The organism is Polyangiaceae bacterium (assembly GCA_016715885.1).
GTDB lineage: Bacteria > Myxococcota_A > Polyangia > Polyangiales > Polyangiaceae > Polyangium.
The window spans coordinates 659,538-673,946 of sequence record JADJXL010000020.1 but is presented as its reverse complement, the minus strand read 5'-3'; the positions used below and the strand labels follow the sequence as shown (position 1 = coordinate 673,946).

Below are 14,409 nucleotides of genomic sequence, written 5' to 3'. Positions count from 1 at the left end.
TTCGATGGGTACTAGGCGAGACTACATGGCGGATGGAGATGGGGGCAACTATTTTGTTGCAGTTCGTCGAGCGACGGTCAGTTCTCCGCATTGCCCGTCACACACACTCGGGCATCTGACTGCGGAACCAGTCTTGCTTGTCGGGGCACGGCGTGCCACGCATCGTTAGATTTTCGCACATATGCCGGTAATGCTCATCGCAACTGTAGCCCGGCTCATCCGGCGTTTCGCAAACCTTGGACTGCTGCGTTGCACCGGTGCACGCGACGTTGGTTAGCGCTGAGCTCAACAAGAATCCGAACGGCACGATAAGTCCGGAAGCATGCCCTAGGATCTTCGTCGTTTTCATGTCCTCAGAGGAGCATGCTGTCGCAGACGCGTCAAGGCTCGGCGGTGGACCGACCGGGATGACAGCATCGTTTGTCGAAACGATCGTATCCGTTGGCATCAACGGCGTCGAGTCCGTTGCGGCGGTCGAGGTTGATGCGCGTGCCGGCATTTGCATCGACATCGTCGGCTCATTCTTACCCGTCACGAAGGCATCTCCCGCGGTTGGCAGGGCGGCACCACATACCATGGCCATGCCGCCCGCGTACGTCGTTTGCGCGATCGACCGACCAAGCCACCGCGGCGCATGCTGTGCAAGATCGATGCATTGCGCACGTGCTTGGCGCGCGAACAGCACGAGGGCAGCGATGATGGAGATGCAACCTTTTCGAATGCGACGCCCGGAACCGAAAAAAGCATCCCGCAAGCTACGAAGGGCGCTTTCATAACGAGATTTCGCCGTGCTCCAAGGCAGTCCCTCTTCGTCTGCCATTTCCTTGATGGTCTTGTCGTCGATCAAATGCGCCTCGATGAGCGCACGCTCGCCTGTACCGAGCGACTCGATTGCGTGGCGCAATGGTTTCTGTAGCTCGACGTTCGCAGGATAAGCGGTCGCGACACACACCGCCTCGAGCAATTCATGCGTAACGGCGGATTGATGGACACGCTGATGTTTCGAATGGCGGTTCGTTAGGGCAGCACATTCTGCAAGCGCACACATCCAACCGAAAAATCGTTTTTCATGCGCAACACTTGGCCTTTGGTCCACGGGTTTGTATAATGCGAGGACAAACGCATCTTGCACGACATCCATTGGAGTGACATGGTCATGACAACCGATACGCCGCACCACCGCCAGCATCATGCGCACCAACCGATTGTAGTCTTTGGGCGACAAGCCAAACCGCGGCGGCCAGCTTTCGAACTTGCGCTCCTCGGCCGGACTCGAGTGACCCGCTTGACCTCGCACCGAGAAGCGGGTCGGGCGCGTTACGCCCTCAAAAGTGGTGGGCACCTTGGGGACGGGCTGCTAATAGAACTCATGCGCAACGAGCTTCGCCTCCTGGGGATTTCGGTGTTGTCCTGTGGTCTGCTCGCGTGTGGGTGTAGCTCCCCGAGCGCGTGCGCCGATCCGGAGCCCATCCTCCAGGCGGGCACGACGACCGAGAGTGGGTTCATGAACTGCGCGGATGGGTTCGTGCATCGAGCCCAGGCCGTGACGTGCGTGGCCCCAGCGACTCCAGGGACCTGCCAAAAACTGAGCAACAACATACCCCAGTGCGCGACCGACGTCGATTGCAACGAGCGTCCCTACGGGTCCTGTTCAAACTCCCCATTCGGAGACTGCGAGTGCTCGTACGGTTGCGCGACCGACGCCGATTGCGATCTCGGCAAGGTCTGCGCCTGCGCAGGCGTCGTCGGAGGCCGGGCGCAGTGTATTCCTGCGACGTGTGCGGCATCGGGCGAGTGCAGCGAGGGGCTGTGCGGATTGAGCGTTGATATCGACTCGTGCGACCGGCCTCGCGGCCGACTCGGGTGTTACGGCGCCGGCCAGGAGTGCCGTGTGGATGCCGACTGCGCCTCCGAGAAGATGACCTATAGCAACGAGTCGTTTGAGTGCAGGCTCGTTGACGAGAGCTGGTCCTGCACCCCGCCGGCGGGTTCCGGCCCGTGCGGATGATCGTCACGTCCGCGGCCGCATGACTCTACATGGGCGCGTGGCAAGAGCCCGGAACCAGGTTGACGGGCGAAATCAGAGCCCCGGATGATTGGGATGATTGGGTTCCGGGATGATTGGGATGATTCTTCGAGCGGCCGATCTTGCGGATGACGCCGAAAGGCGCGAGCGCTCGGATCACGCGCGCGGCGAGTATGTTCTCGGATCGCGGGACCCCTTGTGGCTGTTGCAATAAAAGCACGATAACGCAAGGTTCTGCTCGTGCGTCAGGCCACCGTGCTTCTGCGCGAGGACGTGATCGATCTCGAATGGGATCGCTGAAAATGCCGCGGGAAGTCGACAATATTCGCATTGCGAGCGCGCCCGCTTCCGGACGAGCGCCATGAGTGACGCGTCCATCGGATTTAGGCAGCCAGACCCGCCCGAGCGAGCGAGCTTCGCGCCTTCGAGCGCATGAGCTCCAGCAATCGGCCGATGCGACGGTAGCTTTCGAGCTCGCTCTCCTCGGCCGGGGTCAAGTGACCGGCTTGGCCCCGTACGGCGAGCTCGTGCATCCGGGCGAGATCCTGCGCATCGAACTCGAGCTTCAAGAGCGAACGAGCGACTTCAGGCGAGAAGTCCTCGCCGTCGGGCTTGAAGATGCGGCCAAGAATCGCGGCGTCTGCGGACTTCACGCCCGCACCGTACCACGGGTACGTCGTCATGCGCTAGGCCTCACCGGTCCAAAAGTGGTTGGCACCTTGGGAAGCGGGTTGGGCGCGTTACGCCCTCAAAAGTGGTTGGCACCTTGGGGACGCGCCACCCCCCATTCACGGCGCCTTTTCCACGACCTCTTTCAGCTTGGTCAACCCCGTCTGAAAATGCTCCCCGAGCATGTCGTTGATTTGACCGCGGAAGTATCCCCCAATGACCGGCGGCAGCGTGCCGCGATCGGTCCAAGTCACGCGCGTTCCGGCGCCTTCGGCCGCATATGCAAATGACCCGTGCGCGTTGATTTCGTCCGTCTCGATGGCTTCGTCCACCGTGATGCCTTTGGCCGGATCGGCAGACGTGATGATCATCTTGCCCTTGCCCATCTTCGGGCCATTCCAAGACCACGTCGCGCCCACGCCTTCCGCGGGACCCGAATATTCGTATTTCACGTCCGGATCCATCCCCTTGTTCCACGCAGCCCACTCTTGCCACGCAGGCAACTTGACAATGAACGGATGAATGCGCTCGGAAGGCGCATTGATGACAACCGAACGCTCGACGCTCCACTCGCGAGGCAAAAACAAGCCGACGACGACGAGCAACACGACGAGACCACCAAAACCCATGCCGATGTACTTGAGTATCTTTTTCATCCTTCGACCCACCGCGACGAACTGTATACGAAAACGAGGCGGTGCAAAATATTCTGCCAACCTGCGTAGGGACGACTACCGGCGCTCGGTCGTCGTGCGAGGACCCTGCTCGATGCCAAAAATGCGTTGACGACCGCTCGAAAGAATGATCCATACGAACGAGGCTGCGAGCTTCCACGGACTGCAAGAACGAACCGCCGTGAATCCTGAACAACTCCTTCCATTGGCTCTGCATCACCTGCGGTCTGGCGCGTTCGGCATCGGCGCAGGTGCCGTGATACTCGTGCTGTCGGCGCTGGCGCTGCGAAAAGCAGACCGCGCGACGCTCTTGCGGACGCCGTTCGTGCTGTTTGCACTGCATCTGGTGTGCATGATCGCCCGGCTGCCGCTGCCGGAAGGCTCGATAGCAGCTCGCGCGCTGGAGCTTCTGGGGCTGGTGTTTCTGGTCTTCGCGCTGGGACGCGCGCTGTTCGTGCTGGTGGTCGACGGGATCCTGGTGGCGCGACTGTCAAAGTCGATGCCTCGGATCGTGCGTGATATCACGCAATGGCTGGTGTACGCGGGCGCGGTGGCGATCGTGCTGCGCGAAATGGGGGTCGATCCGGGGTCGCTGCTGACGACATCGGCGCTGCTGACGGCGGTGATTGGTTTGTCGCTGCAGGAGACGCTGGGGAATTTGTTTGCAGGGCTGGCGATTCAAGCGCAACGGCCGTTCGAGGTGGGAGATTGGATCAACGTCGAGACGGATGCGCGGCTCGCAGGGCGCGTGGTGGAGATCAATTGGCGGGCGACGACGGTGCTGACGGGGGACCAGATCGAGCTGATCATTCCGAACGGGGTGCTCGCAAAGTCGACGATTCGCAACTTCACGCGTCCGACGGCGGCGTCGCGTCGAGATGTATTCGTGCAGGCGCCGCACGAGGCTTCGCCGCACCGAGTGGAAGAAGCGCTGCTTTCGGTGGTGGCGGACGTGGATGGGATTGTCGCGGAACCTCCGCCGGTGGTGCAGACGTGGAGGTTCGTGGAAAACGGAATCGAATACCGGGTTGCGTATTTCATTGACGATTATGCGCAGCGAGATCGCATCGATTCAGATGTGCGACAGCGGATTTGGTATGCGTTCCAGCGGACGGGCATTTCGATCGCGCGGCCGATTCGGACGGTGCAGATGCATACGGTGACGCCGGAAGCGCGCACGCAGGAGGTGAAGCTCGATGTGGCGCGGCGCAAATCGTCGCTATTGCGAGTGGATTTTCTGCGGCTATTGCCGGAAGAGGCGCTCGACAAGCTGGCGGGGTTGTCACGGACGCTGCCGTTCATGCCGGGCGAGGCTGTCATTCGGCAGGGTGATCCGGGGAGCGCGCTGTACATCGTGCAGCGCGGCGAGGTTGCGGTGTGTTTGAGCCGGGACGAGACGCATAGCGTTGCGGAATTGGCGCGATTGGGTCCAGGGGAGTTTTTCGGGGAAATGTCGCTGATGACGGGCGAAAAGCGCGCGGCGACGGTGCGAGCGTTCACGGATTGCGAGATTGTCGAGGTGAGCAAGGAGGCGTTTCATTCGGTGATTGCATCGGAGCCGAAGTACGTCGAGCCGATTACGCGGGTATTCGTCGAGCGTCAGCTTGCGCTGGAGGAGAATTTGAATGCGCGCAAGAAGCGGTCGAAGGCGGAGACCGAAGCGACGAGCAAGGCGCTGCTCGACAAGATTCGGCAGTTTTTTCAGTTGTGATGGGTGGTTGGGAGAGGGCGGGGGGACGGGGATTTACGGGTGGAGTGAACCGGGCAGGGTCTTACTTGCCGAAGAAGGGGCTGCTCGATTGGCCGGGGAACGCCTGTCCGACGTCGCCTTTGCTGGCCATTTGCCACTGTCCGGGCGACTGCGCTTGTCCGACTTCGCCCTTGCTAGGAATCTGCGCCTGTCCGACGTCGCCTTTGCTGGGCATTTGCCACTGTCCGGGCGACTGCGCTTGTCCGACGTCGCCCTTGCTGGGCAGGTACGACTGACCGACGTCACCCTTGCCTGGGAGCGCCTGTCCAATGTCGCCCTTGCTGGGCATTTGCCACTGACCCGGCGCCTGGGCTTGTCCGACGTCGCCCTTGCTGGGCAGGTACGATTGACCGACGTCACCCTTGCCCGGGAGCGCCTGTCCAATGTCGCCCTTGCTGGGCATTTGCCACTGCCCGGCCTGCGCTTGTCCGACGTCACCCTTGCTGGGTAGGTACGACTGACCGACGTCACCCTTGCCCGGGAGCGCCTGTCCAATGTCGCCCTTGCTGGGCATTTGCCACTGCCCGGCCTGCGCTTGTCCGACGTCACCCTTGCTGGGCAGGTACGACTGACCGACGTCACCCTTGCCCGGGAGCGCCTGTCCAATGTCGCCCTTGCTGGGCATTTGCCACTGCCCGGCCTGCGCTTGTCCGACGTCACCCTTGCCCGGGAGCGCCTGTCCAATGTCGCCCTTGCCGCCCGGCCGCGCCTGTCCGACGTCACCCTTGCTGGGTAGGTACGACTGACCGACGTCACCCTTGCCCGGGAGCACCTGTCCAATGTCGCCCTTGCTGGGCATTTGCCACTGCCCGGCCTGCGCTTGTCCGACGTCACCCTTGCCCGGGAGCGCCTGTCCAATGTCACCCTTGCTGGGCAGGTACGACTGACCGACGTCACCCTTGCCCGGGAGCGCCTGTCCAATGTCGCCCTTGCTGGGCATTTGCCACTGACCCGGCGTCTGGGCTTGTCCGACGTCACCCTTGCTGGGTAGGTACGACTGACCGACGTCACCCTTGCTGGGAATCTGCGATTGTCCGACATCGCCCTTGCTGGGTAGGTACGACTGACCGACATCGCCCTTGCTGGGCAGGTACGACTGACCGACATCGCCCTTGCTCGGAAGCTGCGCTTGTCCGATGTCGCCCTTGCTGGGCAGGTACGACTGACCGACGTCACCCTTGCTCGGAAGCTGCGCTTGTCCGATGTCGCCCTTGCTGGGCAGGTACGACTGACCGACGTCGCCCTTGCTCGGAAGCTGCGCTTGTCCGATGTCGCCCTTGCCGGGCAGGTACGACTGACCGACGTCGCCCTTACCAGCCATTTGCCACTGTCCGGGCGACTGCGCTTGTCCGATGTCGCCCTTTCCGGTCGGGAAAGCCTGTCCGATGTTGGGCATTTGCGATTGTCCAATATCGCCCTTTCCGGTCGGGAAAGCCTGTCCGATGTTGGGCATTTGCGATTGTCCAATATCGCCCTTTCCGGTCGGGAACGCCTGTCCGATGTTGGGCATTTGCGATTGTCCGATGTCGCCCTTTCCGGACGGGAAAGCCTGTCCGATGTTGGGCATTTGCGATTGTCCGACGTCGCCCTTGCCGGATGGGAACGCCTGGCCGACGTCGCCTTTGCCGCCAAAAACCTGGCCGAGATCGTCATCGCCGTATTGACCAATGTCATCCTCAGAGAAGTCTTGGCCAACGTCGAATTGCTCGTCCACGTATTGACCAACGCCAACATCGTCGCCGTACGTGGCGGCGTAGCGCCTCGAGATGCTACGCAGACGAACGATGTCGAACGTCGTCAAGTCTCTCAGCGCAATGTCCACGTAGGTCAGGCGCGTGAGAACCGGCTGGCTGTTCAGCGGGCATGCAGACGGCATGCGCAGCTCGTCGTAGGAAAGCACGAGCTGGCCGCGCGTATAACCACCAGGCGCCATCGGGAAGCGCGCAGCGTTATAAAGTGTCTCGCTCAGAACAATCCGAGCAGCTTGGCCGCGCGACCAGCCATGACTCGTGCACATGATCTCCGCTCGAACGTTCGCATGCGCAGCGAATCGCGCCTCGAGCTGACCGACGGTAGCTGCCTCGAAAACAATCCGCAAATTACCATTGGCGTCGATGTATCGGTTGATGTCGCCGAACCGAGTATCATAAGAGGCGTCTGCAGATGCATGTGAGGCGCTAAAGAGCGGCGCACTGGCCGCCACGATGGTCGTAAGTAGGAGTTTGGATACAGGCTTCATCGCGATTCTCCTCTTTCCTCTGGTCACCATCAGCCACGACCACATTTCAATGCAGCCGTGCCGGCGCTCGGGTGCAAACCCCCCGTTTGCCCCTCTCGCGCCTCGGCCGGGTCACAATGCAATCAACCGGCCGAGCGATAGCGGATGATTTTTCCGTCCAATCATCTCGCAAAGTGCCCAGCCTGAGCTTGTTTTGCCCCAGTCTATCGCGTCACGACCAGAGCGTGCGCACACTCGGCGCACTCGCGGTCCAGAACACACGGGATACGTTCCTCCTTGATACGAGGCTGTCCGAGACGCAATGACTCCGGTTGTCGTGGTCGAATTCGGCGCACCTGCTCGCATTGAAGATGCTTCCGACTTGGTACGATGATGCGTACGGTGCCTCGGGACCTCGCTCCACCCGCGCGTTTCGATAACCACATTTCGACATGGCAAAACGCGCCAAACGGCGAGGAAACTTCGGGCTCGTAGCAACGATGCTCGAAATTGCTTGCCTCTTGCCTCGAGTCACGCCAAGAGTGCGCGCATGAAACGACATAGCCTCATTGCCGGCCTTGCCATGACGATCGTCGCTTGCGGTTCATCTTCACCTGAACCGAAAGAACCAGCACCCACGGCGACGCCGGCGGACACCGCCGCCGCGACATCGACCGCTGCTGCGCCCGCACCTGCGCCGGAGCCATCCGCCGAGGAAAAGAAAAAAGCCGAAGCCGCACAGAAACTCGCCGCCGACAGGGCAAAGTGGGAGGCCGAAGCCAAGGCCGAGGATACTCGATTCACCGCGGACATGCATGCCGCCGCGAAAAAGCTTGCGGAAGGCAAGTACGCGTCGCTCGATGCAGCGCTGAAAGCCGTGCTTGCAAGTGAGCACCGATCACCCGTCAATCGCGAACGCGACAAGGATCGCCATCCGCTCGATACGCTGAAATTCTTCGGGCTCACACCCAAAATGACGGTGCTCGAATATGGCCCCGGCGGAGGTTGGTACACCGAAATCCTCGCACCGACGCTCGCGGCACAAGGTAAATTGATCGTCACGACGACGGATCCGAAGGGTCCGCCGGAGGCTCGTTCGACGTTTTATGGCCAGCGACTCGTGAGGTTCCTCGAACGGGCACCCGAGCTCTTTGGCAAGGTGGAACGGATCGTGATCGATCCGAAGAACATCCAATTCGGTGTCGAAGAAAAGGTGGACCTGATCCTGGTGATGCGCGCGATGCACGGGCTGCACCGCGACAAGCTTTTGTCCGGGTTTTTGGCTCAAACGTTCAAGGCTTTGAAGCCGGGTGGTATTCTCGCGGTGGAGCAGCACCGGGCCAAAGCCGATGCGAATCCGGACGAGAGCGCGAAGAAGGGTTATTTGCCCGAAGCATTCGTGATTGCGCAGGCGGAAGCCGCGGGCTTCAAGCTGGACAAGAAGTCCGAAGTGAATGCAAACCCGAAGGACACGACGGATCATCCGGAAGGGGTGTGGACATTGCCGCCGACCTTGCAGCTCGGCGACAAGGATCGCGAGAAGTACGCGGCCATCGGCGAAAGCGACCGGATGACGCTGCGGTTCATCAAGCCGAAGAAGTAACGCGGGCGCGCCAACTTTGTCGGCGTAGTCCACCCAACCGCTTCCCCAAGGTGCTAGCGCGGGCGCGCCAACTTTGTCGGCGTAGTCCACCCAACCGCTTCCCCAAGGTGCCAAGCACTTTTGTGGACGTAGTCCATCCAACCTTCCCCAGGTGCCAACCACTTTTGCGGGCGTAACGCGGCAACCGCTGCTCAAGGTACCAACCACTTTTGCGGGCGTAGTTCATCCAACCAACTTCCCAATTGAGGCGCCACCCTCGAAAAAACCTTGACGGCCGTTCGTCTTTGTAGAATAGAAGATGAAAATCACTTTCACCTTCATCACGAGGAACGGTACATGGTGGACTTCAGGTTTCCTTCACGCTTCGCCGGAGCCTTGGTCGTGTTCGCCACGACTGGGCTGCTCGTGGGCTGTGGCCCCGATGCGGTCTCAGGACCCCCGCCGCTCGCGGAAAGCGCGCCCAAGGTCATCAATGGGTATGCGGATGTAGTTTTTGCCACATACACCGACGCGCTCGAGGGAGCCAACGCGATCGACACGACCCTTGGGGCGCTGGTTACCAATCCGTCCGACACGACGCTCGGTGCGGCCAGGACTACGTGGCTCGAAGCACGCAATGCGTATGGTCAATCCGAGGCATTTCGATTTTACGGTGGTCCCATCGATGACGACGACGGTCCGGAGGGACGCATCAATGCGTGGCCGATGGATGAATCGTACGTCGATTACGTGGATGCCGATCCTGCTGCGGGAATCATCAACGATTCAATGACGTACCCGACCATCGACGGGCCATTGCTCACGTCGCTCAACGAAAAGGATGGCGAAAAAAACATTTCGACCGGATACCATGCAATCGAATTTCTCCTGTGGGGTCAAGACAAGAATGCCAGCGGACCTGGAGCGAGGCCGTTTACCGATTACGTCGTCGGTGCCGGCGGTACGGCGTCGAATCAGCAGCGGCGCGGCGATTATCTGCTTGCAACGGGAAAGCTGCTCATCGCCGATCTGAAGCCCGTGGCGGACGAATGGGCGGACGGTGGCGCGTATCGGGCATCGTTCGTGCAATTGGCGCCCGAGGAGGCTCTCAGGCGCATCCTTCTTGGCATTGGCAGCTTGAGCGGCGCGGAGCTTGCTGGGGAACGAATGCAGGTCGCCTACGATACGAAGGAGCAGGAAGACGAGCATTCTTGTTTCAGCGACAATACGATTGCCGACATCCTGAACAATGCGCGCGGCATTCAAAATGTTTACCTGGGCAAATACAAGGATCTCGATGTGCCGGGGCTCGACGAGCTGGTGCGCGAACGAGACGCGGCGCTCGATAAGCGAATGCAGGAGGAGCTTTCGGCAAGCATTGCTGCCATCGAGGCGATACCCGCGCCGTTCGATCAAGCCATTCTGGGCGATGATAGCTCGGAGGGGCGAATGCGCGTCGACGCGGCGATCAAGGCGCTGCGCAAGCAAACGACGACGATTGTGGAAATTGCCACGCTGCTAGGGATTTCGCTCAACATCGAGGAGTGAAGGCCATGCATGGACCGAGGTCATGGGCGAATGGAATCGTAGCGCTCGCGCTTGTGGGTTGCACCGCGGAAGTACCCGCGCAAAATGCGGGGCTCGAGGCTGAACCTGGCGAAGAATTCGCGGGCGGCGAGACGACGGTGTTCGACACGTCGCCGAATGCGTTTTCGCTTTCGGCGCGCAACATGACCTCGGAACGACGCAGCACGTTCTTCGTGGGCAATTCGTTTTTCAAGGAAAACTGGGTCATCGCGCCTGCTTCCACCGAGGGGCGCGATGGCCTGGGACCGCTCTACAATGCGCGTTCGTGCTCGGGTTGCCACCTTTTGGACGGCCGCGGCAGTCCCCCGGAAGACGCAGCCGAGCCGCTCGTGTCGGTGCTCGTGCGGCTGAGCGTACCAGGACAAACCGAGCATGGCGGTCCAGCACCCGAACCAACGTACGGTGGTCAACTGCAGCCGCGCGCGATTCCGGGCGTCGTGCCCGAAGGGGACGCGTTTGTCTCGTACGAAGAGCAGCCGGCGACGTTTCCCGATGGAGCACCGTACAGCCTCCGGCGTCCGACGTATTCGTTCGCGCTCAATCGAGGCGACATGCAAGCGGATACGATGCGTTCACCGCGGGTCGCGCCGCAAATGATTGGCCTCGGGCTGCTCGAAGCAATCCCCGAAGCGGACATCCTTGCCGCGGCCGATCCGGACGACGCGGACGAGGACGGCATTTCGGGTAAGGCAAACAAGGTGTGGGATTCTGCGGCTGGGAAAGTTGTCTTGGGTCGATTCGGTTGGAAAGCGAATCAGCCGAACCTTGCCGAGCAAACCGCGGGAGCCTTTCTGGGCGACATTGGCATTTCGACGTCACTTTTTCCAGCACAAGAATGCACGGCTGCGCAGCTCGATTGCGCGGCTGCTCCCGATGGCGGAAATCCCGAATGCAGTGACCACATTCTGCATGCCGTGACGTTTTATTCGACGACGCTTGCCGTGCCGGCGCGTCGCGATTGGCAAGATCAAGACGTGTTGAGCGGTAAAAAGCTCTTCAACGAAGCTGGCTGCGCAAAATGCCATACGCCAGTGCACAAAACGGGGACGTTCGAGGGGTATCCGGAGCTATCGAATCAGACGATTCGACCCTACACGGACATGCTGCTGCACGACATGGGTGACGAACTTGCTGACGGTCGGCCGGATTTCGATGCGGATGGGCGTGAATGGCGAACGCCGCCGCTCTGGGGAATCGGGCTGCTCGAAGTCGTCAATGGACATACGAATTTGATGCACGATGGGCGTGCGCGTGGCATCGTGGAGGCGATCATGTGGCATGGGGGAGAGGGTGAAGCTTCGCGCGAGGCTTTCCGCGTCATGTCGCTCGAACAGCGGCAATCCTTGGTCCGCTTCGTGGAGTCGTTATGAATCGAAAAAAATGGATATCCGTGCCGGTCATGCTTCTTGCCAGCGCGTGGCTTGTTGGCTGCAGCACGCCCGTTGCCGACGATACCCTCCACCAGGGGGTCATGCGCGATCTTGCAAATAACGTCATGTATCCATTGCAAGGCGAGCTTGCGACGGAAGCCGAAAAGGTCAAGACATCGGTCGCCGCATTCTGCGATTCTCCAAGTGATGCAACGTTGAAAGCCGCTCAAGACGCGTGGCGTGCGGCGCGCGTGCCGTGGAAACACGCGGAAGTCGTGCGATTTGGTCCCGCCGACGATCTGCGTTTAGGCACCGCGATCGATTTTTGGCCCGTTCGCACGGATAGCATTGAAATGGCGATCACGGCGGCGCCGGAACCGATCACGGCGGAGCATGTTGCGTCGCTGGGCACGAGTTCGAAGGGCATGCCGGCGCTCGAATACTTGATGTTCGATCCCATTGGAGGAAATGCGTCCATCCTCGTGTCGCTCGGTGGCGCCGATGCTGTGGCAAAACGGCGCTGCGCGTATGCACGGGCCGTTGCCGAGACGTTTGCGAACGACGCGGCTGCATTGGAAGCTGCGTGGAGCCCGGAAGGTGGCGGATTCGTCGATCAAGTTGCCAAAGCTGGAACGGGCAGCACGACGTTCGTATCAGGTTACCATGGCGTCAGTCGTGTGGTCAATTTGCTGAATGCCGCCTTGCAAGTTGTGAACGAAAACAAGCTGGCTGCGCCGGCCGGCATGAAAACGGGCACGCCCGATGCATCGCTCGTGGAGTCACGATTCAGCGACCATTCCATCGAAGATTTGCGCCACAATTTGCTGGGTGTGGAAGAAGTTTATCTTGGGCGTCACGGCGAAAAAAGCGGCAATGGTTTGACGGTGCTCGTGGCGGCAAAAAGCCCTGCGATCGATGCCGCGGTAAAGCAGGCGCTCACGGACGCGCTGGCGAAAGTATCGGAAATTCCTCCTCCGCTGCGTCTTGCGGTCACGGATCATCCAGATTCCGTCACGGCCACGCATGCAGCGGTGAGGACGGTACGTATTCGAATGAACACCGACGTCGCGAGCGTGCTTGGAATCAACATTCTCTTGACCGACAATGACGGCGACTGAAAACAGTTCTGGTTCGCGCCTCGTGCAAAGGCTTTTCGAACGGGTCGACATCGCGTCGCTGGCCGCGTTTCGGATCTTTTTTGGCGCGCTGATGTTCGCGAGTGTCGTGCGCTTTTGGGCGTACGGATGGATTCGCGACATTTACATTGCTCCGCCGTTCCATTTCCACTGGCTGGGTTTTTCCTGGATATCGCCCTGGCCAGGCGTAGGAATGTACATCCATTTCGCGGTCTTGGGCCTTGCGAGCTTGCTCGTGATGCTGGGGCTGTTCTACCGGGCAGGAGCGGCACTCTTTTTCGTCACGTTCACCTACGTGGAGCTCGTCGAAAAAGCGACCTACCTGAACCATTATTACCTCGTCAGCTTGCTGTCGCTGCTGATGATCTTCATGCCGCTTCACCACGCAGCATCGATTGATGCATTACGCAAACCGCATCTGCGAAGCGATACGGCGCCTGCGTGGGTGCTGTGGCTTTTGCGATTCCAAATTGGCATCGTGTACTTTTTTGCGGGTGTGGCAAAGCTTGGACCGGATTGGCTTTTGCGAGGAGAACCGCTCGGTATTTGGCTTTCGGCGCATACAGGCATTCCCATTGTCGGGCCGCTGCTCGCCGAGCGCTGGGTGGCGCATGCGGCGAGTCTCTTCGGGGCAGCGTTTGATCTTTCCATCGTGTTTTTCCTGCTCCATGCGCGAACGCGCCCCTATGCGTACGCGACCGTCGTCGTTTTCCACGTCATCACCGGAACGCTTTTCCCGATCGGCATTTTTCCTTGGGTGATGGCGGGTTCGGCGCTCGTGTTTTTCTCGCCGAACTGGCCGAGGAAACTCCTTGCAAAGCTGTCGTGGAAACGGAACGCGATTTCGGAAAATATTGAAATCACTCCGAAAGAGCCTGCCTATTCCGGGCGCCTCTCACGCATGCAGCGGCTCGGCGTGGCGCTCTTGTGCGTGCACGTCGTCGTGCAAATTGGGCTTCCTTTGCGTCGTTTCCTGTATCCGGGCAACACGGCGTGGACCGAAGAAGGGTTTCGTTTCGCATGGCGCGTGATGCTCGTCGAAAAAATGGGCTTTGTCGAATATCACGTGCGCGATAAATCCACCGGTCGGGCGTTTGTTGTGGAACCGTCACAATATCTTTCGCCGCTGCAAACGAAGATGATGTCGATGAGCCCCGACATGATCCTCGAGTTTGCCAAGCACATTGCGGCCGAGGAAAAACGGCAGGGCAGGGACGTCGAGGTCCGTGCGGATGCGTTTGTCACGATGAACGGGCGCCCGAGCCAGAGGCTCGTCGATCCCATGGTGAACCTCGCTGCCGAAGAGGATTCGCTTTGGCCGAAGCGGTGGATTTTGCCGCTAAAGGATGAAATCAACGTTGGCTATGTGTCTCAAAAAAGGCACTGATGATGTTGTA

Annotated in this window: 11 protein-coding genes; 6 read left to right on the top strand and 5 right to left on the bottom strand. The window is 60.2% G+C overall.

What is annotated here, in order from left to right; translation table 11 throughout:
- Positions 1-97 precede the first annotated feature (97 nt).
- The 4 genes from IPM54_28070 to IPM54_28055 form a co-directional block, all read right to left on the bottom strand.
- Positions 98-1,342, bottom strand: coding sequence for a sigma-70 family RNA polymerase sigma factor (locus IPM54_28070; protein MBK9263650.1), 1,245 nt, complete (start codon positions 1,340-1,342; stop codon positions 98-100).
- Positions 1,343-2,182: 840 nt separating this feature from the next.
- A complete protein-coding gene (locus IPM54_28065; GenBank protein MBK9263649.1) occupies positions 2,183-2,404 on the bottom strand; it encodes an HNH endonuclease in 222 nt (73 codons plus the stop codon).
- Between the two features lie 5 nt (positions 2,405-2,409).
- A complete protein-coding gene (locus tag IPM54_28060) occupies positions 2,410-2,709 on the bottom strand; it encodes a hypothetical protein (GenBank protein MBK9263648.1) in 300 nt (99 codons plus the stop codon).
- A 105-nt stretch (positions 2,710-2,814) separates the two neighbouring features.
- Positions 2,815-3,351 (bottom strand): SRPBCC family protein, encoded by a 537-nt coding sequence (locus IPM54_28055; GenBank protein ID MBK9263647.1) that lies wholly within the window; start codon positions 3,349-3,351, stop codon positions 2,815-2,817.
- Between the two features lie 199 nt (positions 3,352-3,550).
- Here IPM54_28055 and IPM54_28050 point away from each other — a divergent pair, with 199 nt between their 5' ends.
- On the top strand, positions 3,551-5,080 hold the full coding sequence (locus IPM54_28050; protein MBK9263646.1) for a mechanosensitive ion channel family protein: 1,530 nt from the start codon (positions 3,551-3,553) through the stop codon (positions 5,078-5,080).
- A gap of 61 nt (positions 5,081-5,141) precedes the next feature.
- Here the strand turns inward: IPM54_28050 and IPM54_28045 are convergent, their stop codons facing one another.
- The gene (locus tag IPM54_28045; protein MBK9263645.1) at positions 5,142-7,358 is read right to left on the bottom strand and encodes a hypothetical protein; all 2,217 of its coding nucleotides are present in this window, start codon (positions 7,356-7,358) and stop codon (positions 5,142-5,144) included.
- A 790-nt stretch (positions 7,359-8,148) separates the two neighbouring features.
- Between IPM54_28045 and IPM54_28040 the strand changes: the two genes are divergently transcribed.
- From IPM54_28040 to IPM54_28020, 5 genes are all read left to right on the top strand, one after another.
- Complete coding sequence (locus IPM54_28040; GenBank protein MBK9263644.1) at positions 8,149-8,940, top strand: class I SAM-dependent methyltransferase; 792 nt, start codon at positions 8,149-8,151, stop codon at positions 8,938-8,940.
- Positions 8,941-9,276: 336 nt separating this feature from the next.
- Positions 9,277-10,467 carry an iron-regulated protein gene (locus tag IPM54_28035; protein ID MBK9263643.1) on the top strand — a complete coding sequence of 397 codons (1,191 nt, stop codon included), beginning with the start codon at positions 9,277-9,279 and terminating at the stop codon, positions 10,465-10,467.
- A gap of 5 nt (positions 10,468-10,472) precedes the next feature.
- Complete coding sequence (locus IPM54_28030) at positions 10,473-11,876, top strand: c-type cytochrome (GenBank protein MBK9263642.1); 1,404 nt, start codon at positions 10,473-10,475, stop codon at positions 11,874-11,876.
- Positions 11,873-12,994 carry an imelysin family protein gene (locus IPM54_28025; GenBank protein MBK9263641.1) on the top strand — a complete coding sequence of 374 codons (1,122 nt, stop codon included), beginning with the start codon at positions 11,873-11,875 and terminating at the stop codon, positions 12,992-12,994. The genes IPM54_28030 and IPM54_28025 overlap by 4 nt, the downstream gene beginning before the upstream one ends.
- Positions 12,981-14,399, top strand: a complete 1,419-nt coding sequence (locus tag IPM54_28020) for an HTTM domain-containing protein (protein MBK9263640.1) — start codon at positions 12,981-12,983, stop codon at positions 14,397-14,399. The genes IPM54_28025 and IPM54_28020 overlap by 14 nt, the downstream gene beginning before the upstream one ends.
- Positions 14,400-14,409: the final 10 nt, after the last annotated feature.

Bases quoted from the DNA above. Each gene is read 5' to 3' on its own strand.
- IPM54_28065 (MBK9263649.1), bottom strand. From the start codon at position 2,404: ATGGACGCGTCACTCATGGCGCTCGTCCGGAAGCGGGCGCGCTCGCAA.
- IPM54_28060 (MBK9263648.1), bottom strand. From the start codon at position 2,709: ATGACGACGTACCCGTGGTACGGTGCGGGCGTGAAGTCCGCAGACGCC.
- IPM54_28055 (MBK9263647.1), bottom strand. From the start codon at position 3,351: ATGAAAAAGATACTCAAGTACATCGGCATGGGTTTTGGTGGTCTCGTC.
- IPM54_28045 (MBK9263645.1), bottom strand. From the start codon at position 7,358: ATGAAGCCTGTATCCAAACTCCTACTTACGACCATCGTGGCGGCCAGT.
- IPM54_28040 (MBK9263644.1), top strand. From the start codon at position 8,149: ATGCATGCCGCCGCGAAAAAGCTTGCGGAAGGCAAGTACGCGTCGCTC.
- IPM54_28035 (MBK9263643.1), top strand. From the start codon at position 9,277: ATGGTGGACTTCAGGTTTCCTTCACGCTTCGCCGGAGCCTTGGTCGTG.
- IPM54_28030 (MBK9263642.1), top strand. From the start codon at position 10,473: ATGCATGGACCGAGGTCATGGGCGAATGGAATCGTAGCGCTCGCGCTT.
- IPM54_28025 (MBK9263641.1), top strand. From the start codon at position 11,873: ATGAATCGAAAAAAATGGATATCCGTGCCGGTCATGCTTCTTGCCAGC.
- IPM54_28020 (MBK9263640.1), top strand. From the start codon at position 12,981: ATGACGGCGACTGAAAACAGTTCTGGTTCGCGCCTCGTGCAAAGGCTT.